At 60.9% G+C, this 25,635-nt stretch carries 24 protein-coding genes and 1 rRNA gene (1 of these 25 cut by a window edge); 15 read left to right on the top strand and 10 right to left on the bottom strand.

Annotated features, from left to right (window positions below; translation table 11 throughout):
• Window positions 1-10: 10 nt before the first annotated feature.
• From J3A98_RS22080 to trpE, 6 genes are all read left to right on the top strand, one after another.
• Window positions 11-1,045, top strand: coding sequence for an ABC transporter substrate-binding protein (locus tag J3A98_RS22080; protein ID WP_176683495.1), 1,035 nt, complete (start codon window positions 11-13; stop codon window positions 1,043-1,045).
• Window positions 1,046-1,105: 60 nt separating this feature from the next.
• Window positions 1,106-2,353, top strand: coding sequence for an ABC transporter permease (locus tag J3A98_RS22075; protein ID WP_209968364.1), 1,248 nt, complete (start codon window positions 1,106-1,108; stop codon window positions 2,351-2,353).
• A gap of 10 nt (window positions 2,354-2,363) precedes the next feature.
• Window positions 2,364-3,191, top strand: a complete 828-nt coding sequence (locus tag J3A98_RS22070; RefSeq protein ID WP_209968361.1) for an ABC transporter permease — start codon at window positions 2,364-2,366, stop codon at window positions 3,189-3,191.
• 195 nt (window positions 3,192-3,386) lie between these two features.
• Window positions 3,387-4,061, top strand: coding sequence for a ribulose-phosphate 3-epimerase (gene rpe / locus J3A98_RS22065; protein WP_209968358.1), 675 nt, complete (start codon window positions 3,387-3,389; stop codon window positions 4,059-4,061).
• Window positions 4,058-4,876, top strand: coding sequence for a phosphoglycolate phosphatase (locus tag J3A98_RS22060; RefSeq protein ID WP_021782724.1), 819 nt, complete (start codon window positions 4,058-4,060; stop codon window positions 4,874-4,876). Before rpe ends, J3A98_RS22060 begins: the two co-directional genes overlap by 4 nt.
• Before the next feature lie 69 nt (window positions 4,877-4,945).
• Window positions 4,946-6,427: an anthranilate synthase component I gene (gene trpE, locus J3A98_RS22055; protein ID WP_176683490.1), complete on the top strand. Its 1,482-nt coding sequence runs from the start codon at window positions 4,946-4,948 to the stop codon at window positions 6,425-6,427.
• A 688-nt stretch (window positions 6,428-7,115) separates the two neighbouring features.
• Here trpE and estP read toward each other — a convergent pair.
• On the bottom strand, window positions 7,116-9,005 hold the full coding sequence (gene estP, locus J3A98_RS22050) for an esterase EstP (RefSeq protein ID WP_209968353.1): 1,890 nt from the start codon (window positions 9,003-9,005) through the stop codon (window positions 7,116-7,118).
• Window positions 9,006-9,372: 367 nt separating this feature from the next.
• Between estP and J3A98_RS22045 the strand changes: the two genes are divergently transcribed.
• The 4 genes from J3A98_RS22045 to J3A98_RS22030 all read left to right on the top strand — a co-directional run bounded on the left by J3A98_RS22045 (window position 9,373) and on the right by J3A98_RS22030 (window position 12,696).
• The gene (locus J3A98_RS22045; RefSeq protein WP_209968350.1) at window positions 9,373-9,966 is read left to right on the top strand and encodes an aminodeoxychorismate/anthranilate synthase component II; all 594 of its coding nucleotides are present in this window, start codon (window positions 9,373-9,375) and stop codon (window positions 9,964-9,966) included.
• A gap of 9 nt (window positions 9,967-9,975) precedes the next feature.
• Window positions 9,976-11,025: an anthranilate phosphoribosyltransferase gene (trpD, locus tag J3A98_RS22040; protein ID WP_176683488.1), complete on the top strand. Its 1,050-nt coding sequence runs from the start codon at window positions 9,976-9,978 to the stop codon at window positions 11,023-11,025.
• The gene (gene trpC, locus J3A98_RS22035; RefSeq protein ID WP_176683487.1) at window positions 11,022-11,855 is read left to right on the top strand and encodes an indole-3-glycerol phosphate synthase TrpC; all 834 of its coding nucleotides are present in this window, start codon (window positions 11,022-11,024) and stop codon (window positions 11,853-11,855) included. The genes trpD and trpC overlap by 4 nt, the downstream gene beginning before the upstream one ends.
• A 136-nt stretch (window positions 11,856-11,991) precedes the next feature.
• Complete coding sequence (locus J3A98_RS22030) at window positions 11,992-12,696, top strand: lipoate--protein ligase family protein (RefSeq protein ID WP_209968346.1); 705 nt, start codon at window positions 11,992-11,994, stop codon at window positions 12,694-12,696.
• On the opposite strand, the gene crp is transcribed toward J3A98_RS22030, so the two are convergent.
• On the bottom strand, window positions 12,693-13,337 hold the full coding sequence (gene crp, locus J3A98_RS22025; protein ID WP_176683485.1) for a cAMP-activated global transcriptional regulator CRP: 645 nt from the start codon (window positions 13,335-13,337) through the stop codon (window positions 12,693-12,695). The genes J3A98_RS22030 and crp overlap by 4 nt on opposite strands.
• Window positions 13,338-13,528: 191 nt before the next feature.
• Between crp and J3A98_RS22020 the strand changes: the two genes are divergently transcribed.
• On the top strand, window positions 13,529-13,951 hold the full coding sequence (locus J3A98_RS22020) for an OsmC family protein (protein ID WP_039602515.1): 423 nt from the start codon (window positions 13,529-13,531) through the stop codon (window positions 13,949-13,951).
• 77 nt (window positions 13,952-14,028) lie between these two features.
• On the opposite strand, the gene J3A98_RS22015 is transcribed toward J3A98_RS22020, so the two are convergent.
• The 6 genes from J3A98_RS22015 to hemJ form a co-directional block, all read right to left on the bottom strand.
• The gene (locus J3A98_RS22015) at window positions 14,029-15,069 is read right to left on the bottom strand and encodes a DUF2157 domain-containing protein (RefSeq protein ID WP_209968342.1); all 1,041 of its coding nucleotides are present in this window, start codon (window positions 15,067-15,069) and stop codon (window positions 14,029-14,031) included.
• A 10-nt stretch (window positions 15,070-15,079) separates the two neighbouring features.
• Complete coding sequence (gene coq7, locus J3A98_RS22010) at window positions 15,080-15,727, bottom strand: 2-polyprenyl-3-methyl-6-methoxy-1,4-benzoquinone monooxygenase (protein WP_209968337.1); 648 nt, start codon at window positions 15,725-15,727, stop codon at window positions 15,080-15,082.
• A 65-nt stretch (window positions 15,728-15,792) separates the two neighbouring features.
• Window positions 15,793-16,131: a histidine triad nucleotide-binding protein gene (locus J3A98_RS22005; RefSeq protein WP_003255518.1), complete on the bottom strand. Its 339-nt coding sequence runs from the start codon at window positions 16,129-16,131 to the stop codon at window positions 15,793-15,795.
• Between the two features lie 63 nt (window positions 16,132-16,194).
• Window positions 16,195-16,977 (bottom strand): SDR family oxidoreductase, encoded by a 783-nt coding sequence (locus J3A98_RS22000; protein ID WP_176683481.1) that lies wholly within the window; start codon window positions 16,975-16,977, stop codon window positions 16,195-16,197.
• Between the two features lie 67 nt (window positions 16,978-17,044).
• Window positions 17,045-18,001 (bottom strand): nitronate monooxygenase family protein, encoded by a 957-nt coding sequence (locus tag J3A98_RS21995; RefSeq protein ID WP_209968333.1) that lies wholly within the window; start codon window positions 17,999-18,001, stop codon window positions 17,045-17,047.
• 28 nt (window positions 18,002-18,029) lie between these two features.
• Complete coding sequence (gene hemJ, locus J3A98_RS21990) at window positions 18,030-18,455, bottom strand: protoporphyrinogen oxidase HemJ (RefSeq protein ID WP_176683479.1); 426 nt, start codon at window positions 18,453-18,455, stop codon at window positions 18,030-18,032.
• Window positions 18,456-18,597: 142 nt separating this feature from the next.
• Here hemJ and argC point away from each other — a divergent pair, with 142 nt between their 5' ends.
• The gene (gene argC / locus J3A98_RS21985; protein ID WP_209968330.1) at window positions 18,598-19,632 is read left to right on the top strand and encodes an N-acetyl-gamma-glutamyl-phosphate reductase; all 1,035 of its coding nucleotides are present in this window, start codon (window positions 18,598-18,600) and stop codon (window positions 19,630-19,632) included.
• A gap of 146 nt (window positions 19,633-19,778) precedes the next feature.
• Window positions 19,779-20,129 (top strand): iron-sulfur cluster insertion protein ErpA, encoded by a 351-nt coding sequence (gene erpA / locus J3A98_RS21980; protein WP_003255511.1) that lies wholly within the window; start codon window positions 19,779-19,781, stop codon window positions 20,127-20,129.
• A 61-nt stretch (window positions 20,130-20,190) separates the two neighbouring features.
• Here erpA and J3A98_RS21975 read toward each other — a convergent pair whose 3' ends face one another.
• Window positions 20,191-21,282, bottom strand: a complete 1,092-nt coding sequence (locus J3A98_RS21975; protein ID WP_209968327.1) for an anhydro-N-acetylmuramic acid kinase — start codon at window positions 21,280-21,282, stop codon at window positions 20,191-20,193.
• 3 nt (window positions 21,283-21,285) lie between these two features.
• Window positions 21,286-22,695, bottom strand: a complete 1,410-nt coding sequence (locus J3A98_RS21970; protein WP_209968324.1) for a peptidoglycan DD-metalloendopeptidase family protein — start codon at window positions 22,693-22,695, stop codon at window positions 21,286-21,288.
• 212 nt (window positions 22,696-22,907) lie between these two features.
• Here J3A98_RS21970 and tyrS point away from each other — a divergent pair, with 212 nt between their 5' ends.
• Both tyrS and J3A98_RS21960 read left to right on the top strand, forming a co-directional pair.
• Entirely contained in the window at window positions 22,908-24,107 is a 1,200-nt protein-coding gene (gene tyrS / locus J3A98_RS21965; RefSeq protein WP_209968322.1) for a tyrosine--tRNA ligase, read from the top strand.
• 763 nt (window positions 24,108-24,870) lie between these two features.
• Window positions 24,871-25,635: ribosomal RNA gene (locus tag J3A98_RS21960) — 16S ribosomal RNA — on the top strand; it runs 772 nt beyond the window's last position.

Here is a 25,635-nt window from a genome sequence, read left to right as displayed (position 1 = left end):
GAGAATAATAATGCGCAAGCCGTTGAAACTGACCGCCCTGGCTTTGGGGCTGTTCACCGCTGGCCAGGCCATGGCCGCAGACCTCACCGTGATCTCGTTCGGGGGCGCCAACAAGGCTGCCCAGGTCAAAGCCTTCTACGAACCCTGGGAAAAAGCGGGTAATGGCAAGATTATCGCTGGTGAATACAACGGCGAAATGGCCAAGGTCAAGGCGATGGTCGACACCAAGAGTGTGTCGTGGAACCTGGTCGAGGTTGAGTCGCCAGAGCTGGCGCGCGGTTGCGACGAGGGCATGTTCGAAGAGCTTGACCCGGCCCTGTTCGGTAACGAGTCTGATTATGTGAAGGGCGCCATCCAGCCGTGCGGCGTAGGTTTCTTCGTTTGGTCCACGGTCATGGCCTACAACGCTGACAAGCTGAAGGCCGCACCCACCAGCTGGGCGGATTTCTGGGACACCAAGAAATTCCCTGGCAAGCGCGGCCTGCGCAAGGGCGCCAAGTACACCCTGGAGTTCGCCCTGATGGCCGACGGTGTGGCACCGAAGGACGTGTATCAGGTGCTAAGCACCAAAGAGGGTGTGGACCGCGCCTTCAAGAAACTCGACGAACTCAAGCCCAGCATCCAGTGGTGGGAAGCGGGTGCACAGCCGCCACAGTTCCTGGCCTCTGGCGACGTGGTCATGAGTTCTGCCTACAACGGGCGTATTGCCGCTGTGCAGAAAGAGAGCAACCTTAAGGTGGTGTGGAACGGCGGCATCTACGACTTTGATGCATGGGCGATCCCTAAGGGTGCCAAGAACGTCGAAGAGGCGAAGAAGTTCATCGCCTACAGCGTCAAGCCTGAGCAGCAGAAGATCTACTCCGAGAACATCGCCTATGGCCCGGCCAACTCCAAGGCCGTGAGCCTGCTGTCGGACGAAGTGAAGAAAGACATGCCGACCACGCCTGAGAACATTGCCAACCAGGTGCAGATCGACGTGGCGTTCTGGGCCGACAACAGCGAACAGCTGGAGCAACGCTTCAACGCCTGGGCGGCGAAGAAGTAAACGTCCAGTGTGTGGGGCCGCAAAGCGGCCCCCATTTCAGCCTGTATTGCGGAGTTCGCCATGGCCATTGCAGTGCCCCTCAAAGAAGGCGCAGATCCAAGTCTCAAGCAGCGCCTCAAACACGCCGAGCGGGTTAACCGCTGGAAGGCGCAGGCGTTGATCGCGCCGCTGGCGCTGTTTCTTTTGCTGGTGTTTCTGGTGCCGATTGCGGCGCTGCTGTACAAGAGCGTCGGCAACCCGGAAGTGGTCGGCGGCCTGCCGCGCACGGTGGAAGTCGTCAGCCAGTGGGATGGCAAGAGCCTGCCTGGCGAGGACGTTTACAAGGCGCTCAGCCAGGATTTGGCTGTGGCGCGCAAGAACCATACCCTTGGTGACCTTTCCAAACGCTTGAACATGGAACTGGCCGGCTACCGCAGCTTGTTGACCAAGACCGCCCGTGCACTGCCATTCAAGGCTGAGCCTGCCTCTTATAAAGACGCGTTGCAGGCTGTCGACGAGCGTTGGGGCGACCCGGCTTATTGGCAGGCGATACGCCGCAATACCAGTTCGGTGACTTCTTTCTACCTGCTGGCCTCGGTGGACCACCGCATCGATGACCTTGGAGAACTGGCCAAGGCCACTCCGGACCAGGCCATTTACCTGGACATCTTTGTACGTACCCTGTGGATGGGGGTGGTGATTACCACTATCTGCCTGGTACTGGCCTACCCACTGGCCTACTTGCTGGCCAACCTGCCGACCCGGCAGAGTAACCTGCTGATGATTCTGGTGCTGTTGCCATTCTGGACATCGATCCTGGTGCGGGTGGCGGCCTGGATCGTGCTACTGCAGTCGGGCGGCCTGATCAACGGCGCGCTGATGGCCATGGGCATCATCGACCAGCCGCTGGAGCTGGTGTTCAACCGCACAGGCGTTTACATCTCGATGGTGCACATCCTGCTGCCGTTCATGATCCTGCCGCTGTACAGCGTGATGAAGGGTATTTCCCCGAGCTACATGCGTGCGGCGATCTCGCTGGGCTGCCACCCGTTCGCCAGTTTCTGGCGGGTGTATTTCCCGCAGACCTACGCCGGTGTTGGCGCCGGTTGCCTGCTGGTGTTCATCCTGGCCATCGGTTACTACATCACCCCGGCGCTGCTGGGTAGCCCCAACGACCAGATGGTCAGCTACTTCGTCGCCTTCTACACCAACACCAGCATCAACTGGGGCATGGCCACCGCACTGGGCGGGCTGTTGCTGCTGGCGACCGTGCTGTTGTACCTGATCTATAGCTGGCTGGTCGGCGCCAGCCGCCTGCGCCTGAGCTGAGGAGCCTGTCATGCTGAGCCCATACATGTCGCCCGTGGAGCGGGTCTGGTACTACAGCCTGCGCATTCTCTGTGGCTTGATCCTGCTGTTCCTGATCTTGCCGGTGCTGGTGATCGTGCCGCTGTCGTTCAACAGTGGCAGCTTCCTGGTGTACCCGCTGCAGGGCTTCTCGCTGCAGTGGTATCAGGATTTCTTCGGCTCGGCCGAGTGGATGCGGGCGTTGAAGAACAGCATCATCGTTGCCCCGGCGGCCACGGTACTGGCCATGGTGTTCGGCACCTTGGCGGCCATCGGCCTGACCCGTGGCGATTTCCCCGGCAAGTCGCTGGTGATGGCGTTGGTGATCTCGCCGATGGTGGTGCCGGTAGTGATCATCGGGGTGGCCAGTTACCTGTTCTTCGCCCCTTTGGGCATGGGCAACAGCTTCATCTCGCTGATTCTTGTGCATGCGGTACTGGGTGTGCCGTTCGTCATCATTACCGTGTCGGCGACGCTGCAGGGCTTCAACTACAATCTGGTGCGCGCAGCGGCCAGCCTGGGAGCCTCGCCTTTGCTGGCTTTCCGCCGGGTGACCCTGCCGCTGATCGCGCCCGGTGTCATCTCGGGAGCGCTGTTTGCCTTCGCTACCTCGTTTGACGAGGTGGTGGTGACGCTGTTCCTCGCCGGGCCGGAGCAGGCAACCCTGCCGCGGCAGATGTTCAGCGGTATCCGCGAGAACCTGAGCCCAACCATTGCCGCAGCGGCGACCTTGCTGATTGCGTTCTCGGTGGTGTTGCTGCTCACCCTGGAATGGTTGCGTGGGCGTAGTGAGAAGTTGAGGACTCAACAGCCGGCTTGATGATGGGTTGCCTGTGCCGGCCTCTTCGCGGCTAGAGCCGCTCCTACAGGGTACTGGGGGCCCGGTAGGACCGGCTTCAAGCCGCGAAGAGGCCGGTACAGGTTGCGCTGGTCGACACCAATTGATACCAATCAGCCTTCATCGCTTTCCCTGAGTTACAATGCGCGCCACCGTGACTCTGCCAACAGGTGCGCCATGCAGCCCTACGCTATTGCCCCCTCCATTCTCTCTGCCGATTTTGCCCGCCTGGGTGAGGACGTCGACAAGGTATTGGCTGCGGGTGCAGACATCGTCCACTTCGATGTCATGGACAATCATTATGTCCCCAACCTGACCATCGGTCCGATGGTCTGTACCGCTCTGCGCAAGTACGGCGTCACTGCGCCGATCGACGTACACCTGATGGTCAGCCCGGTTGACCGCATCATTGGCGACTTTATCGAAGCGGGTGCTACCTACATCACCTTCCATCCTGAAGCCACACAGCACATCGACCGTTCGCTTCAGCTGATCAAGGATGGTGGCTGCAAGGCCGGCCTGGTGTTCAACCCGGCCACCAGCCTGGACGCCCTGAAGTACGTGATGGACAAGATCGACATGGTGCTGCTGATGAGCGTCAACCCAGGCTTTGGCGGGCAGAAGTTCATTCCCGGCACTCTCGACAAGCTGCGCGAAGCGCGTGCGCTGATCGACGCCAGTGGCCGTGATATCCGTCTGGAGATCGATGGTGGCGTGAACGTCAACAACATCCGCGAGATCGCTGCCGCTGGCGCCGACACTTTCGTGGCCGGCTCGGCGATCTTCAACGCCCCGGACTACCGGGAAGTCATCGCCAAGATGCGTGCCGAACTGGCCCTGGCCCGCTCATGAGTGGCTTCGAGCAGCTGTTCCCGGGGACGCTGCCCAGGTTGGTAATGTTCGATCTGGACGGTACCCTGATCGATTCCGTGCCTGACCTGGCCGCGGCTGTGGACCGTATGCTGCTCGAACTGGGGCGCCCGCCTGCTGGCCTTGAGGCAGTGCGCCACTGGGTTGGCAATGGCGCCCAGGTGCTGGTGCGCCGCGCGTTGGCGGGTGGCATCGACCATGCCGAAGTGGACGATGCGCTGGCAGAACAGGCGCTGGCGTTGTTCATGGACGCTTATGCCGAAAGCCATGATCTGACCGTGGTCTACCCCGGCGTACGGGACACCCTGCGCTGGCTGCGCAAGCAGGGCGTGGAAATGGCGCTGATTACCAACAAGCCTGAGCGTTTCGTTGGCCCGCTGCTGGACCAGATGAAGATCGGCAATTTCTTCCGCTGGATCATTGGTGGCGACACCTTGCCGCAGAAAAAGCCCGACCCGGCGGCGTTGCTGTTCGTCATGCAGATGGCCGGTGTTACCCCGCAGCAATCCCTGTTCGTGGGTGATTCGCGCAGTGACGTGCAGGCGGCCAAGGCGGCTGGCGTGCAATGCGTGGGCCTGACCTACGGCTATAACCATGGCAGGCCGATCGACGATGAATCCCCCAGCCTGGTAATCGACGACTTGCGCGCATTGCTGCCCGGTTGCGCAGACCCGGCCACTGGGATAACGTTGGCGGACCTTCAAGCCTCACAAGACAGAGAGTCCACCGTGGCGGTTACTGGCAAATTCTGGATGAAAGTCATCAAGGCCTTGGCCCGTTGGCGTTGGCGCGCCTGACTTCAGCCTGCCGGCGTGTGCCGGCCCGTCCGTTTGCCTGACCTATTGCTGCTTGCCACGAGACTACTCATGAACCGCGAAGAATTCCTGCGCCTGGCTGCTGCCGGCTACAACCGTATTCCCTTGGCCTGTGAAACCTTGGCCGACTTCGACACGCCGCTGTCGATCTACCTGAAACTGGCTGACCAGCCCAACTCGTACCTGCTCGAATCGGTGCAGGGCGGCGAGAAGTGGGGCCGTTACTCGATGATCGGCTTACCATCGCGCACGGTGATGCGTGTGCATGGCTACCATGTCAGCATCCTGCAGGATGGCGTCGAGGTGGAAAGCTGTGAGGTCGAAGACCCGCTGGCATTCGTTGAAACCTTCAAGGACCGCTACAAAGTTGCCGATATCCCCGGCCTGCCGCGCTTCAATGGCGGCCTGGTCGGCTACTTTGGCTACGACTGTGTGCGCTATGTAGAAAAGCGCCTGGGTGCCAGTCCCAATCCGGACCCGCTGGGCGTACCGGATATCCTGCTGATGGTGTCCGACGCGGTGGTGGTGTTCGACAACCTGGCGGGCAAGATGCACGCCATCGTGTTGGTCGACCCAGCTGAAGATCAGGCTTTCGAACAGGGCCAGGCACGCCTGCAAGGCTTGCTGGAAACCTTGCGCCAGCCAATCACCCCGCGCCGCGGTCTGGACCTTAGCGGCCCGCAGGCAACCGAGCCGGAGTTCCGCTCCAGCTACACCCGCGAGGATTACGAAAACGCCGTCGGTCGTATCAAGGAATACATCCTGGCCGGGGACTGTATGCAGGTGGTGCCGTCGCAGCGCATGTCGATCGACTTCAAGGCTGCGCCTATCGACCTGTACCGCGCGCTACGCTGTTTCAACCCGACGCCGTACATGTACTTCTTCAACTTCGGTGACTTCCATGTGGTCGGCAGCTCGCCCGAGGTGTTGGTACGTGTCGAGGACAACCTGGTCACCGTGCGCCCGATTGCCGGTACCCGCCCGCGTGGTGCGACCGAGGAGGCGGACCGGGCGCTGGAAGACGACCTGCTGTCGGACGACAAGGAAATTGCCGAGCACCTGATGCTGATCGATCTGGGTCGCAACGATGTGGGCCGTGTGTCTTCGACCGGCAGTGTGCGCCTGACCGAGAAGATGGTGATCGAGCGTTACTCCAACGTGATGCACATTGTCTCCAACGTTACTGGCCAGTTGCGTGAAGGCCTCACGGCGATGGATGCACTGCGGGCGATTCTGCCGGCTGGCACCTTGTCGGGTGCGCCGAAGATCCGCGCGATGGAAATCATCGACGAGCTGGAGCCGGTCAAGCGTGGTGTTTACGGCGGCGCCGTCGGCTATTTTGCCTGGAACGGCAATATGGATACCGCAATTGCCATTCGTACTGCAGTGATCAAGGACGGCGAGTTGCATGTGCAGGCCGGTGGCGGCATCGTTGCCGACTCGGTGCCGGCGCTGGAATGGGAAGAAACCATCAACAAGCGCCGGGCGATGTTCCGTGCGGTGGCGTTGGCCGAGCAGACTTCTGCCAGATAAATTTATTGGGGCTGCTGCGCAGCCCATTCGCGGTTCAACCCCGCTCCTACAAGGGTTGCGCAAGCCTCAGGCATACCAGGCCGTCGTAGGAGCGGGTTTACCCGCGAAAGGGCCGGCCCTGCTGGCCAATTTCTACCGGCCGTTCACCGTTGTCGCCGCCAGCGTATTCGCGGGTAAACCCGCTCCTACAAGGGTTGCGCAAGCCTCAGGCATACGAGGCTGGCGTAGGAGCGGGTTTACCCGCGAAAGGGCCGGCCCTGCTGGCCAATTTCTACCGGCCGTTCACCGTTGCCGCCGCCACCGTATTCGCGGGTAAACCCGCTCCTACAAGGGTGCGCAAGCCTCAGGCATACGAGGCCGTCGTAGGAGCGGGTTCACCCGCGAATGGGCCGGGCCTGCTGGCCAATTTCTACCTGCCGTTCACCGTTGCCGCCGCCACCGTATTCGCGGGTAAACCCGCTCCTACAAGGGTGCGCAAGCCTCAGGCATACGAGGCTGGCGTAGGAGCGGGTTCACCCGCGAATGGGCCGGGCCTGCTGGCCAATTTCTACCGGCCGTTCACCGTTGCCGCCGCCACCGTATTCGCGGGTAAACCCGCTCCTACAAGGGTTGCGCAAGCCTCAGGCATACGAGGCTGGCGTAGGAGCGGGTTTACCCGCGAATGGGCCGCAAAGCGGCCCCCAGCAATTTAGAAGTCCACGCTAACCCCCACGCTAATGCCCTGCTGCGTCAACTCATCACTCTTGCGCCAGTTGTAGTTCCCGCGCAAATGCACCCCCGCCACCAGTTCATGGGTTACGCCCAGGCTCGCCCGGGTCAGGTCGCTGTGCGGTGTATACCCGGTCAGGGTGAAGTCATTTGCCGGCAAGCTGGTCAGGTGCATCGTCACATCCTGCTCGTCGTCCTCGAACTCATGCTCCTGAGCCACCTCGGCGAAAAGCCGGGTACCTGGCAGTACCTGCACACTGCCCAGCAGCCCCACGCCCAGGCGGCGTGACGTGCGCTCCTGGTCATCGAAGCCAAGCGCCGTCGAGCGCCCGCTCTTCTCGTCGTAGCCATCCACCTTCACCCGCGCATAGTCGGCACTGATGAACGGTGCCAACTGCCAGTTGCTGGTGTCGGCCGCCAGGTTGTAGCCCAGCCGCCCGGACAATGCCCAGGCCTCGCCGTCGGTGTCGCCTTTTTCACTGCGGTCATTCACGCCCAGGGCGAACGTACGCTTGAGGTCGCTGTAGTCCAGGTGCCCGGCGGTTAGCGCCGCGTCGGCCCACCAGCGGTCCTGGCGGTACTGGGCAAAGGCACTGGCCATATAGCTGTTCAGCTTGTAGTCCGAGTCCTGTTCACCGGCTTCCAGCTTCTGCCGGTACGCACCGCCGGCCAGGCCCAGGCGCCAGGCGTCGTTCAGGCGATAGCTGCCGCCCACGGTCAGGTTGTAGCCGCGGCCGTCACCGCTGGCCGCGCTGTGCTGGCCGTCGAAGTCCAGGTCCTGAGCGCCGCTGGCGACAAAGGCTTGCCATTGGCCAACTGCTTGCCAAGGCGTCTGCCACTGATTACGCAACTCATCCTGGTGAGCCCGCAGGCTGGCGTGGGCCATTTCCGGTAGCAGGGTCAGTTCCCAGGGTGCCGCGAGGATCGAGTAGGCGTAATCGGCAATCAGCTGCTGACCCGCGATGGTCGGGTGGACCGAGTCGTTGAACAGCAGTTTGGTCGGGTCTGGCGTTGTGCCGTTGATCCCGTACACCGGGTTTTCCACGCAGCTATCGCCGCTGTAGCAGGTGCCGACCAGGTTCTGGTCGCTGGCCAGGCCGAACTGACTGGGGCTGGCCAGCGCCTCGCTCAACAGCGTAGGAATGTTCAGTGGAATGATCTGGGCATCGATCTGCCCTAGCTGGCTGATCAGTGACTGGTTGAACGCAGCGGAGAGCAGTGACAGTGGGTTTTGCTGTGGCGTGCCGCTGAAATTGGGCGTTTGGCCGAGGTCAGGTAGCAGCCAGACCATGATGTAGCGCGCGCCTCCTTGCTGAAGGGCTTGGGCGCTGGCAGCCAGGCGGGCGCCGGCGACTACGGCGTCGGCCGGGCTATTCACCAGGCCCTGCAGGAAGTCGTTACCGCCACCTGTCAGGTAATACAAGGCATTTGGGTCGGCGCGCAGGCCGTTGGCCAGGTAGCCGGGGCGCTCGCGCAGCACCAACCCGGCATTGGGGTTTCCTGGTGGGATGACGGTCTCGGACGTTGTCGTGATCGAGTCCAGGATCTGTTGGGTGGTGTACCCACCAACTGCCCAGTTATTACCATCGGGCTGGATGCCTATGGATGTCGACGGGTTAAGGTCGTCTGGCGCGACGCCCAGGCGGCCACCGAGGATCATCGGTGACACCGGAGCGAAGTTACCGTTGGCATCGCGGTTGGTGAAACGCGCGCCTGGGGTACCGCCGCTCAGGTCGGGAAACTGCCCTGCATCGGCGAGGCTGTCGCCAAACACGATGAGGGTTGAATAGGGCGAAGGGCCGGCCAACGCCTGGCTACAGGCCAGGGCCAGTGAAGCGAGGGTAAAGCGCAATAACGGGGCTTTTCGCATCAGGGAACATCCTTTTCTTTGTTTTTATCAGGACAACCCCATCGACCTTAGCAAATCGTCGTGCTTCCCTCCCAAGTCCATTCGTTTCCCCGTGTTTACAGGCATATTGCGCCCGTCGTCCCGGTAGGCTACTGTGCCGGGACGTATGAGCGAGACCTATCCTGTGTTGATCGTCAGCAAACTCTTGATGCGCGTAATCAAGGCCCACGCCCGTTGGCGTTGGCGCGCCTGACTTTATCTCCTGCCGGCCCGCCCGGCCCGTCCCCGTTTGCCTTCTCGTTTACCGCCCGTTGTGGCAAAGCCGCGCCTGTGGCTGGTGCTGGAAGGTTCGAATCATGAAGTCAGTAGATTCAAGAGGTTTAACACCATGTTACTGATGATCGACAATTACGACTCATTCACTTACAACGTCGTTCAGTACCTTGGCGAGCTGGGTGCCGAGGTGAAGGTCATTCGCAATGACGAAATGACAATCGCCCAGATCGAGGCCCTCAACCCTGAGCGCATCGTCGTATCCCCGGGGCCGTGCACTCCAAGTGAGGCAGGCGTGTCTATCGAGGCCATCCTGCATTTCGCCGGGAAGTTGCCAATCCTTGGCGTATGCCTGGGCCAGCAGTCAATCGGGCAGGCCTTTGGCGGCGACGTTGTTCGTGCACGCCAGGTCATGCATGGCAAGACCAGCCCGGTATATCACCGCGACCTGGGCGTGTTCGCCAGCCTTAACAACCCGCTGACCGTGACCCGTTACCACTCGCTGGTGGTAAAGCGTGAAACCTTGCCCGACTGCCTGGAAGTTACCGCCTGGACCTCCCATGCTGACGGTTCGGTCGATGAGATCATGGGCCTGCGCCACAAGACGCTGAATATCGAAGGGGTGCAATTCCACCCTGAGTCGATCCTGACCGAGCAGGGCCACGAACTGTTCGCCAATTTCCTCAAGCAGACCGGCGGCCGCCGTTAAGGATCGAACATGGATATCAAGAGTGCGTTGAGCCGTATCGTCGGCCAACTGGACCTTACTACCGAAGAAATGCGCCAGGTCATGCGCCAGATCATGACCGGTCAGTGCAGCGAGGCGCAGATAGGTGCCTTCCTGATGGGCATGCGCATGAAAAGCGAAAGCATCGACGAAATCGTCGGTGCGGTGTCGGTGATGCGTGAACTGGCCGAAAAGGTCGAGCTGCAAAGCCTTGATGGTGTCGTCGACATTGTCGGTACCGGCGGTGACGGCGCTAACATCTTCAACGTATCCACCGCTTCGTCCTTCGTCCTGGCGGCGGCGGGCTGCCCGGTGGCCAAGCATGGTAACCGCGCAGTATCGGGCAAGAGCGGCAGTGCCGACCTGCTGGAAGCTGCCGGCATCTACCTGAACCTGACGCCAACTCAAGTGGCGCGCTGCATCGACAGCCTGGGCATCGGCTTCATGTTCGCGCAAAGTCACCACTCGGCCATGAAACACGCCGCAGGCCCGCGTCGAGAACTGGGGTTGCGCACCCTGTTCAATATGCTCGGCCCGCTTACGAATCCGGCCGGAGTGAAGCACCAGGTGGTCGGTGTGTTCGCGCAAACCCTTTGCCGCCCGCTGGCTGAGGTGCTGCAGCGCCTGGGTAGCAAGCATGTGCTGGTAGTGCACTCGAAGGATGGACTGGACGAGTTCAGCCTGGCGGCACCCACCTTCGTCGCCGAACTGAAAAACGACGAGATCACTGAATATTGGGTCGAGCCGGAAGACCTCGGCATTAAGAGTCAGAGCCTTCATGGCTTGGCAGTCGAGAGCCCGCAGGCTTCGCTGGAGCTGATTCGCGATGCGCTGGGTCGGCGCAAGACCGAGAACGGCCAGAAGGCCGCCGAGATGATCGTGCTTAATGCTGGCGCGGCACTGTATGCCGCTGACCATGCCATGAGCCTGAAAGCCGGTGTAGAACTGGCCCATGATGTACTGCACACCGGCCTGGCCTGGGAGAAGTTGCAGGAATTGGGCGCCTTTACTGCAGTATTCAAGGTGGAGAACGAAGCATGAGTGTGCCGACGGTGCTGGAAAGGATCATTGCCCGCAAATTTCAGGAAGTGGCCGAGCGCAGTGCACGCGTCAGCTTCGCCGAGCTGGAGAGCCTGGCCAAGGCCGCCGACGCCCCGCGTGGCTTCGCCAACGCGCTGATCGAGCAGGCCAAGCGCAAGCAGCCAGCGGTGATTGCCGAAATCAAGAAGGCTTCGCCAAGCAAGGGCGTGATCCGTGAGCATTTCGTGCCGGCGGAAATCGCGGTCAGCTACGAGAAGGGCGGGGCCACCTGCCTGTCGGTGCTGACCGATGTCGATTATTTCCAGGGTGCCGATGAGTACTTGCAGCAGGCCCGCGCAGCGGTTTCGCTGCCGGTGATCCGCAAGGACTTCATGGTCGACCCTTACCAGATCGTCGAAGCCCGGGCCCTGGGGGCAGATTGCGTACTGCTGATCGTGTCGGCGCTGGACGACGTGAAGATGGCTGAACTGGCCGCCACTGCCAAGGACGTCGGCCTCGACGTGCTGGTGGAAGTGCACGATGGCGATGAACTGGAGCGCGCGCTGAAAACCCTGGATACGCCGCTGGTGGGGGTGAACAACCGCAATCTGCACACCTTCGAGGTCAGCCTGGAAACCACCCTTGATCTGCTGCCGCGCATTCCGCGTGACCGTCTGGCGATTACCGAAAGCGGTATTCTCAACCGGGCCGATGTGGAGCTGATGGCAATCAACGAAGTTTACTCGTTCCTGGTGGGGGAGGCGTTCATGCGCGCCGAGCACCCTGGCCTGGAATTACAGCGGCTGTTCTTCCCCGAGCAGGTGAAGAAGACTGTTCAGCACCTGGACTGATCAAATGAAGCCGGCGTTTTTGCCGGCTTTTTTGTACCTGTAATGGCCTCTTCGCGGGCAAGCCCGCTACACGCGCTGTTGTAGGAGCGGGTTTACCCGCGAAGAGACCGGTTAAATCAACATCATAGGTGGATCAATGACCGATCAACCCCTGGCCCTGACTGTCGAACAGGGCCTGCACGCGGAGCAGGAACTGCTGGCCGCCGTCTGCCGCGGCGAACGCGAGAGTGGTGTGCTGTTCTGGCGTCCGACCGACCACGCTCTGGTCATGCCTCGGCGCATGAGCCGGCTGGGCAACTTTGAAGTCGCCTGCGCGGAATTGGCTATTGCTGGCTGGCCGGTGCTGCTGCGAGAAACCGGCGGTGAGCCGGTACCTCAGTCGCATTCGACGGTGAACGTTGCACTGGTCTACGCCGCGCCGCGCAGTGAAGGTGACCACGGCCGTATCGAAAATGCCTACGAGCGCCTGTGTCTGCCGCTGTGCGATGTGCTGCGCGAGTGGGGCGGGGTAGCGTCCGTCGGGGAAATCGACGGGGCCTTCTGCGATGGCCGCTACAACGTCAACCTCAATGGCCGCAAACTGGTGGGTACTGCCCAGCGCTGGCGTCAGGGCCTGGGTGGCAAGCGCCCGGTGGTGCTGGTACACGGTGCGCTGTTGCTGGACAACGAGCGTGAGTCGATGGTGGCGGCGGTCAACCGCTTCAACGAGTGCTGCGAGCTGGAGCAACGCTGTCGCGCTGATGCGCACATCGCCTTGCACGAAGTCGCGCCGGCAGCACCCTGGTTCGAGCGCCTTTCGCAGGCCTACGCCAAGGTGCTGGCCGAGTTGCCCAAGGACTAGCGGGTACCGTAGACCACCATGGTCTTGCCCTTGACCTGCACCAGGCTGCGTTCCTCCAAGTCCTTTAGAACGCGGCCGACCATTTCCCGAGAGCAACCGACGATTCGGCCTATTTCCTGACGGGTGATCTTGATTTGCATGCCATCGGGATGGGTCATGGCGTCCGGCTGCTTGCACAGTTCCAGCAGGCAACGGGCAACTCGCCCGGTCACGTCGAAAAATGCCAAGTCGCCAACCTTGCGGGTAGTGTTGCGCAGGCGCTGGGCCATCTGGCTACCCAGGGCGTAGAGGATTTCAGGGTCCTGGCGCGCCAGTTCGCGAAACTTCTCGTAGCTGATTTCGGCCACTTCGCATTCGGTCTTGGCGCGTACCCAGGCACTGCGCTGCTGTTCGCCATCAATGGGCTCGAACAGGCCTAGCTCGCCAAAGAAATCGCCATTGTTGAGGTAGGCAATGATCATTTCATGGCCGTCGTCGTCCTCGATGAGGATGGTGACCGAACCCTTGATGATGAACGACAGTGTCTCGGCCCGGTCGCCGGCGCAGATGATGTTGCTTTTGGCGGTGTAGCGGCGGCGCTGGCAGTGTACCAGCAGCTTGTCGATGTTCTTTATCTTGGCGGGTAGGGCGGAGGCAACCATCACGAAATCCTGTTCGATACGACGCATAGGCTTTTTATAGAGGTTGGCTGACGGAAAGCGCCAGTCATTTGGCGCCAGCTTATCAGACACTACAGGATGTTTCGGTACTAAACCGACACATCTCGTGCTTTTCCCACAGCCGCACAAGGTCTAAGCTGACACCCTTTTCCGAAAATCAGGAGTCCGGGTAGATGAAGGCACGTATCCAGTGGGCCGGTGAGGCAATGTTCCTCGGCGAATCGGGGAGCGGCCATGTCGTCGTAATGGACGGCCCGCCCGAGGCCGGTGGCCGCAACCTGGGCGTGCGACCGATGGAAATGCTGTTGCTGGGCCTGGGTGGCTGCAGCAGCTTTGACGTGGTGAGCATTCTGAAGAAGTCGCGCCAGGCAGTGGAAAGCTGCGAGGCGTTTCTGGACGCGGAGCGCGCCAGCGAAGACCCGAAGGTGTTCACCAAGATTCACATGAACTTCGTGGTGAAGGGGCGTGGGCTGAAAGAAGCGCAGGTCAAGCGGGCGGTGGAGCTGTCAGCGGAAAAGTACTGCTCGGCTTCGATCATGCTTGAGCGTGCCGGGGTTGAGATTACCCATGGGTATGAAATCGTGGAGCTGGGTTAAGGCTGAGATTCCGGCGCCGCTTTGCAGCCCTTGTGGGAGCGGGTGAACCCGCTCCCACATCTGGCCCAGGGCGGCCTTCAGTTGCGCAGGGCCGGAAGGGCCATCCGCAGCCATTGCGGAAGACTGCTTCTTAGCGCCTGGCTCATCCGCTCCCGGTGCTTCTGGTAAATCAGCCCAAGCCAGATAACCCCCAGCCCGATAAAGGTCACCACCACTGGGAACAGTAGCGACTGGGCAAACACCTCATACGCTAGGTACCCCAGGTAAGCGGCCACTCCCAGCGCACCAAACACCATGAACACCGGCCGGCGCAGCAGCACCGCCATGCCCATCAGCGCAATGTTGATCAGGCAGTACAGGGCCTTGCCCAACTCACTGCCGCTGTCCAGCAGCGTCAACCCGCCCCAGAATGCTGCCAGCCCGGCCAGATAACCCCAACGGGCGTAGTCTTCACGCGTGCGGCCGTCTATCACGACGAAAACCACCAGCAAGCCCAACCCAAACCACAGTGATACGTGGCGGCGCTGCTCCCAGCTGAACGGGGAGCCGAAGAACCACTCGCTAAGGTCCATCGACATGAACCACAAGGCCACGGCTACAGGCATGACGACGAACGGGTAGGGGATCAACCGCAGCATTAGCAGGCCGGCAAGCACCGTGGCTGCTTCCATCGCCAGCCAGCCGCCCTGCACGTAGGTGTAGTACTGGTGGTAGTCGGCCTGCGCATCGTCCAGTGGCCACCAGCCAAACATGCGTTCGATAGCGAATACCGCCAGCGGCACGATGCTGACTGCAACGGCAGCCAGTACGCCAGCAGCGACGGGTTGGGCGCGGCGCTGCAGATTGAGGGCGAGCAAGGTGATCAGCAGGATGTAGAGGCTGGCGATGATCAACAGCGCGCCGTCACCGAGGCTCATCCAGGCCTCGGTGAGCAACCAGCCCATGGCCGCCATGATCAGCATGGCGCCAAAGTAGAAGGCAACATGGGCCAGCTGGAAGCTGCCACGAGGTGCGGGTTGCTGGCGCAGGAATGCCAGCAGGCTTTGATCCTGACCCGGCTGGAGAATGCCTGCTTGCACGGCGCGCGCCAGGTCCTTGGCGTCGAATCGATCCGTCATGGTGATACCTTCAGATGCGGTATGTGCTCTTGGTCATGACCTTGGCCAGCAAGCTCATGCCAAAGCGGACGGGGGCCGGAAAGCGATAACCACCGGCTTCCAGTGCAGACTCGGCGTGTTGCTCTTCGTCAATGCGCATTTGCTCGAGAATGGCCCGGGATTTTTCATCTTCGTGCGGCAACTGCTCCAGGTGCTCGTCGAGGTGCTTGCACACCTGATGTTCGGTAGCGGCGACGAAGCCCAGGCTGACCTTGTCGCTGACCAGCCCGGCGAGTGCGCCGATGCCGAACGACATGCCGTAGAACAGCGGGTTGAGCACGCTCGGGTGGCTGTTCAACTGGCGAATGCGCTGTTCGCACCAGGCCAGGTGATCCACTTCTTCCTCGGCGGCATGCTCCATGGCCTTGCGCACTTCCGGGAGCTTGGCGGTCAGGGCCTGGCCTTGGTACAGCGCCTGGGCGCAGACTTCACCGGTATGGTTGATGCGCATCAGCCCGGCAATATGACGGGCCTGTTGCTCGTCCATGTCGGCATCTGGCTGGACGATGGCCGGCGATGGCCGGGCGGGTTGGCCGCTGAATGGCAGCAAGGTGCGCATGGCAGTATCGGCCTGCAGCAACAAGCGGTCGAGCGGCGAGTAGTGACGTTCGGTAGCCATCGGGCACCTCCGCAAGAATGTGCCCGACAGTTTACCGCAATAGCGGCGGGGTCGCTTGCCGTGGGTCAGCCCGGCGGCCAGTTCATCTGGCGCTGGCCAAGCACGTGCATATGGATGTGGTAGACGGTCTGGCCGCCTTTGGGGTTGCAGTTCATGACCACGCGGAAACCTTCCTCGCAGCCTTGTTCGACAGCCAGGCGTTGGGCGGTGAACAAGATGTGGCCAGCCAGGGCCTTGTCTTCTTCGGTCAGGTCATTGAGGGTGCGAATGTGCTTTTTCGGGATGACCAGAAAATGTACCGGTGCCGCGGGTGCAATGTCCTTGAAGGCCAGGATCTGGTCGTCTTCATAGATGATATCTGCCGGGATTTCCCGGTTGATGATTTTGAGGAATAGATCGTCCACAGCACTTGCTCCATGGTGAGGGTCGGGCCGAGTGTACTCAGCCGGGCGCCGCTCGCCCAGTGGCTATTCCATACCGATGGGGCAATAGCGGCGGTGGATGGCCCCAGCCAGCTTGCGCACCAGCCAGCGCGGCAGCAAACGCGGGGCGAACGCCAGCCAGCGGTTGCGCCGGCCGGGCATGATCAGTGCGCGGTTCTTGTCCAGCGCCCGCACGGTGTACAGCGCCACTTCCTCGGCGCTGAGACAGCGCGGCTTGCCATCTAGCCGCGCAATGCGCCGGCGTGCGGAACGTACTGGGCCAGGGCACAGTACAGAGACCTTGATGCCGGTGCGCTTGAGTTCTTCGCGCAGGGCCTGGGAAAAGCTCAACACGTAGGCCTTGCTAGCGGCATAGGCGGCCATCCATGGGCCAGGCGCCACCCCGGCCAGGCCGGCGACGTTGAGAATCTGCCCGCCACCCTGCACAGCCATCAGGTTACCGATGGCGTGGCACAGGCGGCTCAGGGCCAGCACGTTGACCTCCAGCAGGTCTTGTTCGTCGGCCCATTCATGGGCCAGGAACGGCCCATAGGTGCGCAAGCCCGCGCAGTTGACCAGCAAATCGATACGCCGCTCACCTTCTTCCAGCTCTAGCACGAAGCCTGAAAGGCGCAACGGCTGGCTGAGGTCGCAGGCGCGGAACAGCACCTCGACACCGAAACGCTGGGTCAGCTCCATGGCGACAGGCTCCAGCGTTTCTCGTTGGCGTGCCACCAGGATCAGGTTGCGCCCGCGCCGTGCCAGCGCTTCCGCCAAGGCCAGGCCCAGGCCGCTGGAAGCACCAGTGATCATGGCGTAACGGGTCATGCAAGGCTCCTGGGGGCGGAAGAGGGCGCCTAGTGTACAACTTGCCCGTGCAAGGTGTTGCCTTTTGCTACAGGGCGCGGTCCCGCAAAACCTGGCAGCGTTCCAGGGCTTGTCGGTACTCGCCATGCAGGCGCTCGATCAATGCGCTGGCGCTGGGCAGGTCATGGATGGCTCCGACGCCCTGGCCCGCTGACCATACGGTCTTCCAGGCCTTGGCTTCGTCATCGATCGGCTTGAGCTTGCCTTGCACGTGCCCCCCCTTGAGGGCGTTCATGTCGTAGCCGGCCTGCTCCAGGCTCTGACGCAGGAAGCTGGCGGGGATACCGGACACCACGGGTGTGTGGATGATGTCGGCGGCATGGGCATCCAGCAGCATCTGTTTGTAGGCGCCCTGAGCCTGGCTTTCTGTGGTGGTGATGAAGCGCGTGCCCATGTACGCCAGGTCCGCCCCCAGCAGTTGTGCGGCCAGGATTTCGTGGCCGTGGTTGATGCAGCCAGCCAGCAGCAGGGTCTTGTCGAAGAACTGGCGAATTTCTGCGGCCAGGGCGAACGGGCTCCAGGTGCCGGCATGGCCGCCCGCGCCTGCGGCGACGGCGATAAGGCCATCGACACCAGCTTCGGCGGCCTTTTCGGCATGCCGGCGGGTGGTGACATCATGAAACACCAGGCCGCCGTAGCTGTGTACGGCATCGACCACTTCCTTCACCGCGCCCAGGCTGGTGATGACGATCGGCACCCGGTGCTCCACGCACAAGGCTAGGTCGGCCTGCAGGCGCGGGTTGGTCGGGTGGACGATCAGGTTGACGGCGTAGGGCGCTGGCGCCTGCAGTTGAGCCAGGCCAGCCTCGATCTCTTCCAGCCAGGCCTTGAAGCCAGCGCTGTCGCGTTGGTTCAGGGCCGGGAAACTGCCAACCACGCCGTTGGCGCAGCAGGCCAGCACCAGTTGGGGGTTGGAGATGAGGAACATCGGCGCAGCAACCACGGGCAGCCGCAGGCGTTGTTCGAGCGAGGCAGGTAGCGACATGGCAAGGCTCCTTGAGCGGGTGGCTATGTCAGAACGGTTTCACCACCACCAGAATTACGATAGCCAGCAGGATCAGCACGGGCACTTCGTTGAACCAGCGATAGTAGACATGGCTGCGGGTGTTGGTGCCGTTGGCGAAGCGTTTGCGCTGGGCACCGCACACGTGATGGTAGCCGGTCAGCAGGATGACCAGGGTGAGCTTGGCATGCAGCCATCCCTGGCTCAGCCAGCCGGGGGTGAGGTACAGCATCCAGATGCCAAAAACGTAGGTGGCGATCATCGCCGGGTTCATGATGCCGCGGTACAGCTTGCGCTCCATGGTCACGAAGCGATCCTGGCTGATGCTGTCCTGGCTCTGGGCGTGGTAGACGAACAGCCTGGGCAGGTAGAACAGGCCGGCGAACCAGCAGACCACGCTGACGATATGCAGCGCTTTGATCCATAGGTAAAGCATGGAGGGAGTTCCTTCAGGTAATCACGGTCGTCAGATAGTAGTGGTCAAGCGCCCGAAGGGTCACCCGAAGAGTTGTTACAGGCGCCCCGCGCCCCTATTATCGTGCGCTTTCCAGACGGCTCGTTGATAAGGGGCAAGCGTTATGATCAAGGTCGGTATCGTCGGCGGCACGGGTTACACCGGCGTCGAACTGTTGCGTCTGCTGGCACAGCATCCACAGGCCGAAGTGGCGGTCATCACTTCGCGCTCCGAGGCGGGCGTGGCGGTGGCGGACATGTACCCGAACCTGCGCGGCCACTATGACGGGCTGGCGTTCAGCGTACCGGACAGCAAGGCTTTGGCTGCCTGCGATGTGGTGTTCTTCGCCACGCCGCATGGTGTTGCCCACGCCCTGGCTGGTGAGTTGCTGGTGGCCGGCACCAAGGTGATCGACCTGTCGGCCGACTTCCGCCTGCAGGATGCGGCCGAGTGGGGCAAGTGGTACGGTCAGCCCCATGGCGCGCCAGAGTTGCTCAAGGACGCTGTGTATGGCCTGCCTGAAGTCAACCGCGAGAAGATCCGCCAGGCTCGCCTGATCGCTGTGCCGGGTTGCTATCCGACCGCCACCCAGCTGGGCTTCCTGCCGCTGCTGGAAGCAGGGCTGGCTGACCCGTCGCGCCTGATCGCCGACTGCAAGTCGGGCGTCAGCGGTGCAGGCCGTGGTGCGGCAGTGGGCTCGCTGTTCTGCGAAGCCGGCGAAAGCATGAAGGCATACGCGGTAAAGGGCCATCGCCACCTGCCGGAGATCAGCCAAGGCTTGCGCCTGGCCGCGGGCAAGGACATCGGGCTGACTTTCGTGCCGCATCTGACGCCGATGATCCGCGGCATCCATGCCACCCTGTACGCGAATGTGGTCGATACCTCGGTCGACCTGCAGGCGCTGTACGAGAAGCGCTACGCCGACGAACCGTTCGTCGACGTGATGCCAGCTGGCAGCCATCCGGAAACCCGCAGCGTGCGCGGCGCCAACGTTTGTCGCATTGCGGTTCATCGTCCGCAGGGTGGTGACCTGGTGGTGGTGCTGTCGGTGATCGACAACCTGGTCAAGGGCGCCTCCGGCCAGGCGGTACAGAACCTCAACATTCTGTTCGGCCTGGATGAGCGCATGGGCCTGGCCCATGCCGGCTTGCTGCCGTAAGCAGCCAGCGTTCGAAAAGGCCCGCGTCGTGCGGGCCTTTTTGTATGTCGCGACTAAAGCCGCACAATTCTTGACCGATTTTCTCGGGAAAGCGGATAATGCGCGTCATCGAGTTTTATGGCGGCTACCGCGCCGGGAGAATCAACATGAGTGTCGAAACCTTCACCCCTACCGGCCTGGAGTTCACCCATGGGGCAGCCCAGAAGGTGAAAAACCTGGTCAATGAGGAAGGCAATGAACGTCTGAAACTGCGGGTGTTCGTGACCGGTGGTGGTTGCTCGGGCTTCCAGTATGGCTTTACGTTTGATGAAGATGTGGCCGAAGATGACACCATCGTCGAGCGCGAGGGCGTTTCCCTGGTGGTCGACCCGATGAGCTTCCAGTACCTGGCCGGCGCCGAAGTGGACTACCAGGAAGGCCTGGAAGGTTCGCGTTTCGTTATCAAGAATCCGAATGCCGCCACCACCTGTGGTTGCGGCTCGTCGTTCTCGATCTGAGACTTCGCCAGAAAGCAAAACGCCGCGCAATTGCGCGGCGTTTTGCTTTCTGGCGAAGCGGTCATGCCGGGTAGATCGCGCCCAGTATGCGCAACCCTTTGGCGGCAGTAACGGTGGGGCGGTTGGCAGCGATGCCTTCCAGGCAGCAATGGGCCAGCCAGGCAAAGGCCATGGCCTCGACCCAATCCGGGTCCACACCATGGGCGTCAGTGCTGGCGACATGGGCTTCGGGTAACAACTGACCGAGGCGGGCCATCAGCGCACCGTTACGTGCGCCACCACCACATACAAGAAGCGCTTCGGTGGCTTGCTGGGCGTTGCTCAACGACTCGATGATGCTGCGAGCGGTCAGCTCCAGCAGTGTTGCCTGTACGTCTTCGTCGCGGTAAACGGGTAGGCGGGCCAGGTGAGCATCCAGCCAAGGCAGGTTGAATACCTCGCGGCCGGTGCTCTTCGGGCCGCTGTCGGCGAAGAACGGGTCGCTGAGCAACGCGTTGAGCAAGCTGGCTTGCACAACCCCTGAGGCAGCCCAGGCACCATCGGTATCGTAGGCCTGGCCAAGTTTTCGCTCGATCCAGGCGTCCAGCAGCACATTACCCGGGCCACAGTCGAAGCCGTGGACCGGTTTATCGTGTTCGATCAGGCTCAGGTTGCTGAAGCCGCCCACGTTCAGGATTGCCAGTCGCTGGCCAAGGTGGCTGAACAGGGTTTCGTGGAAGGCAGGCACCAGCGGCGCGCCTTGGCCGCCGGCTGCCACATCGCGGCGGCGGAAGTCGGCGACCACACTGATGCCAGTAAGCTCGGCGAGCAGCGCCGGGTTGCCGATCTGCACGGTAAAACCACGTGCCGGCTCGTGGCGGATGGTCTGGCCGTGGCTGCCAATGGCGCGGATGGCTTCCGCCTTCAGGCCTTGGCGAGCCAGCAATTGGTGGATACCTTCGCCTGCCAGGCTAGCCCAGCGGTTTTCTGCCAGCGCCGCACGTGCGATCTCGTCAGGGCCGCTGCTGCACAGGGCAAGCAGCTCCTGACGCAAGTCGTTGGGCATTGGCAGGTAATGGGTGGCGAGCAGCTCAAGCTGCTCGCCTTGTTCGATCAGGGCAATGTCCAGGCCATCAAGGCTGGTGCCGGACATCACCCCCAGATAGAGCGCCATGGCTTAGCGCTTGTTCGCTGCGAGCAGAGTTGCCTTTTCCTGGTCCATACGGGCAATCAGTGGTTGGCTCTGCTGCAAGAAGCGCTGGCGCTCGTTTCTGGCGATCGGGTCGGCCATCGGCACTTTCTGACTCAGCGGATCGACGTGCACGCCGTTGACCTGAAACTCGTAGTGCAGGTGTGGGCCGGTAGACAGGCCAGTGGTGCCAATATAGCCAATGATCTGGCCCTGCTTGACCGTGCTGCCGGTCTTGATGCCCTTGGCGAAGCCTTGCATATGGCCATACAGCGTCTTGTAACGGTTACCGTGCTGGATAATCACGGTATTGCCGTAGCCGCCTCGGCGACCGGCCAGTTCGATACGGCCGTCACCAGCTGCCTTGATCGGTGTGCCGCGGGGAGCTGCGTAGTCGACGCCCTTGTGGGCGCGGATCTTGTTCAGGATCGGGTGCTTGCGGCCGGCGGAAAAGCGCGAGCTGATGCGGGCGAAGTCGACCGGGGTACGGATGAAGGCCTTGCGCAGGCTGTTGCCGTCGGCGGTGTAGTAGCTAGTGTTGCCCTGCTTGTTGGTATAGCGCACGGCGGTATAGGTCTTGCCGCGGTTGGTGAAGCGGGCGGACAGGATATTGCCGGTACCGACAACCTTGCCGTCTATCACTTTCTGCTCATAGACCACGTCGAATTCGTCGCCCGGGCGAATATCCTGAGCGAAGTCGATGTCGTAACCCAGCACGCGGGCCAGGCTCATGGTCATGCTGTGGGGCAGGCCTGCGCGCTGGGCCGATGCCGACAGCGAACTCTTGATCACACCGCGGGCATAGGCGGTACGCACCACTGGTTTGCTGATTTCACGATTGAAGGTGTAGCCCTTGGCGGTCTTGGTCAGGTGAATGGTTTCGAGGTTACTGACCTTGCTGTGCAGGCTGACCAGTTGGCCATCCTTGTCGAGTTCGAACTGCAGCACTTGGCCGTGCTTGAGCTGGCTGAATTGCTTGGCCTGCTTGTTACTTGCCAGCAGGTCATGCACTGCATTGGCCGGCAGGCCAACCTTGGCGAACAGGGTTGACAGTGTATCGCCACGGGCCACGGTGATCTCGCGGTGGCCTGGTTCTTTGGTAGCTTCGGCGGCCGGGGCTTTCTGTTCGGCCTTCTGAGTCTCGGGGGCTGCGTCTTCGATCTGGACGAAAGGCGAGGTTTGCCCGCGTTCTGCCTGCACCAGTGGCGCAGCACGGGTCTCGTCTTTCAACTGCTCGGCAGGGCTTTCCAGCTCGAGGTTGAGGGTGGTTTTCTTGGCTTCCACTTCGCTGGATGGAAATACCAGTAGAGCCAAGCTGAGCAGGGCGGCAATGCCGCTGGCGGCCAACAGATGGCTTTTCGGATAAAGCGGGGGCGCTTTAGGCGGTTCGTTGGTCATAGGCAAGGTGACTTTGAAAAAGTGAAATGGAAAAGATGAATGACATGATGAAGATGAAATAACTGTATAAAATATAACCAAATCCATTTTCACGCAAGGGCGCGTAGACGCCGCAAGCCTGTCCCCGGGTCACATTCCTTTGCGAAACTTGTATTTGACAGCCGATCTTGTATGGTTGGCTCCCCCTGAATCTGAGCCTTGCGGGTTTGTCTATGAAGTCGGTTGAAGAGCAGCTGGCGCTTATCAAGCGCGGTGCGGAAGAAGTACTGGTCGAGTCGGAACTGGTGGAGAAGCTCAAGCGCGGCCAGCCTCTGCGCATCAAGGCTGGCTTCGACCCGACTGCACCTGACCTGCACCTTGGTCACACGGTGCTGATCAACAAGCTGCGTCAGTTCCAGGAGCTGGGTCATCAGGTCATCTTCCTTATCGGTGATTTCACCGGCATGATCGGCGACCCCAGTGGCAAAAGTGCCACCCGCCCGCCGCTGACGCGTGAGCAGGTGCTGGATAACGCCGAGACTTACAAGCAGCAGGTGTTCAAGATCCTCGATCCTGCCAAGACCGAAGTCGCGTTCAACTCCACCTGGATGGACAAGCTGACCCCCGCCGACTTCATTCGTCTGGCGTCGCAGTACACTGTGGCGCGCATGCTGGAGCGTGATGACTTCGACAAGCGCTACACCACCAATCAGCCGATTGCCATCCACGAGTTCCTCTACCCGCTGGTGCAAGGCTACGACTCGGTGGCGCTGAAGGCGGATGTAGAGCTGGGTGGTACCGATCAGAAGTTCAACCTGCTGATGGGGCGCGAGCTGCAGCGCGCCTATGGTCAGGAAGCGCAGAACATCGTGACCATGCCACTGCTCGAAGGGCTCGACGGCGTGAAGAAGATGTCCAAGTCGCTGGGTAACTATGTCGGCATCCAGGAAGCGCCGGGGGTGATGTACAGCAAGCTTGTGTCTATCCCGGATACCCTGATGTGGCGTTACTTCGAGCTGCTGAGCTTCCGTTCGATGGAAGAAATCGAGCAGTTCCGTACCGACGTCGCCAACGGCGCCAACCCGCGTGACATCAAGATCAAGTTGGCGGAAGAAATTGTGGCGCGCTTCCATGGTGAGGAGGCTGCGGCCAGTGCTCACCGTGCTGCCGGTAACCGTATGAAGGAAGGCGAGCTGCCGGAGGACTTGCCGGAGATCGAAGTGGCTGCGACAGAGGACCTGCCGATCGCTGCCGTGCTGAACCGGGCCGGGTTGGTGAAGAACTCGGCACAGGCTCGTGATTTGCTTAGTGGCGGCGCGGTGAAGGTTGATGGTGCCGTGGTCGACAAGGACTTCATGTTTGTCCTTGGCGCTACTCATGTATGCCAGGCGGGTAAGAAGTCGTTTGGCCGGGTTACCCTCAAGGCTGAGTGATTGGCTGGTGGTGTAGCTATATAGAAGCGGGGAGGCCGGTAGGCCTCCCCGTTTTGTTTTTGGGGTTTGGTTGTTGTTGTTGTTGTTGTTGTTGTTGTAGGGGGGGTATGTCTTGAGGTGGTTTTGGCGGTGAGATGTGTCTGCCATAACCCCTGCAGCGCCTGTGAGATCGAGCGCCGCCCGCGCGGCGCTCGGTCTCACAGGCGCTGAAACTGTTGTGGCGAACACTTGGCAGCCCCGATACGGTCTTTCCCCTTATATTTCACTTTCTTGAAATTAAAGGTTGACGCCCTCGCGAATCCCCTTATAATGCGCCCCACTTCCAGCGACAACGGAACGACAAACTCCTTGAGATTCAATGAGTTAGACAATTCTGAAGGTGCTGTAAGGGCTACGATCAAATGATCGAAAGCGGTTGAAAAGGTGGTTGACAGTGCTTCCAAGTGCTGTATGATTCGCCTCCCGCTACGAGAGATCGCAGCGAGCCAAGTGTTTGAAGCTAAACGAGTTTCTCGCAAAAAACTTCAAAATAAACGCTTGACAGGCTCTGAGGAAAGCGTAGAATGCGCGCCTCGGTTGAGACGAAAAGCTCTTAACCAAACGCTCTTTAACAAATCGAATCAAGCAATTCGTGTGGGTGCTTGTGAGTACGGACTGATAGTCAAAAAGATTATCAGCATCACAAGTGGCCATGCGAGAAATCACATAGTCATTTGAGATTGCTGAGCCAAGTTTAGGGTTTCTTAAAAACCCAAGCAGTATTGAACTGAAGAGTTTGATCATGGCTCAGATTGAACGCTGGCGGCAGGCCTAACACATGCAAGTCGAGCGGATGACGGGAGCTTGCTCCTTGATTCAGCGGCGGACGGGTGAGTAATGCCTAGGAATCTGCCTGGTAGTGGGGGACAACGTTTCGAAAGGAACGCTAATACCGCATACGTCCTACGGGAGAAAGCAGGGGACCTTCGGGCCTTGCGCTATCAGATGAGCCTAGGTCGGATTAGCTAGTTGGTGGGGTAATGGCTCACCAAGGCGACGATCCGTAACTGGTCTGAGAGGATGATCAGTCACACTGGAACTGAGACACGGTCCAGACTCCTACGGGAGGCAGCAGTGGGGAATATTGGACAATGGGCGAAAGCCTGATCCAGCCATGCCGCGTGTGTGAAGAAGGTCTTCGGATTGTAAAGCACTTTAAGTTGGGAGGAAGGGCAGTAAGTTAATACCTTGCTGTTTTGACGTTACCGACAGAATAAGCACCGGCTAACTCTGTGCCAGCAGCCGCGGTAATACAGAGGGTGCAAGCGTTAATCGGAATTACTGGGCGTAAAGCGCGCGTAGGTGGTTTGTTAAGTTGGATGTGAAAGCCCCGGGCTCAACCTGGGAACTGCATCCAAAACTGGCAAGCTAGAGTACGGTAGAGGGTGGTGGAATTTCCTGTGTAGCGGTGAAATGCGTAGATATAGGAAGGAACACCAGTGGCGAAGGCGACCACCTGGACTGATACTGACACTGAGGTGCGAAAGCG

The organism is Pseudomonas sp. BP6 (assembly GCF_017875935.1).
In the GTDB taxonomy this organism is placed as follows: domain Bacteria; phylum Pseudomonadota; class Gammaproteobacteria; order Pseudomonadales; family Pseudomonadaceae; genus Aquipseudomonas; species Aquipseudomonas putida_Y.
The sequence above is the reverse complement of the archived record's forward strand: the minus strand, read 5'-3'. Positions and strand labels throughout refer to the sequence as shown.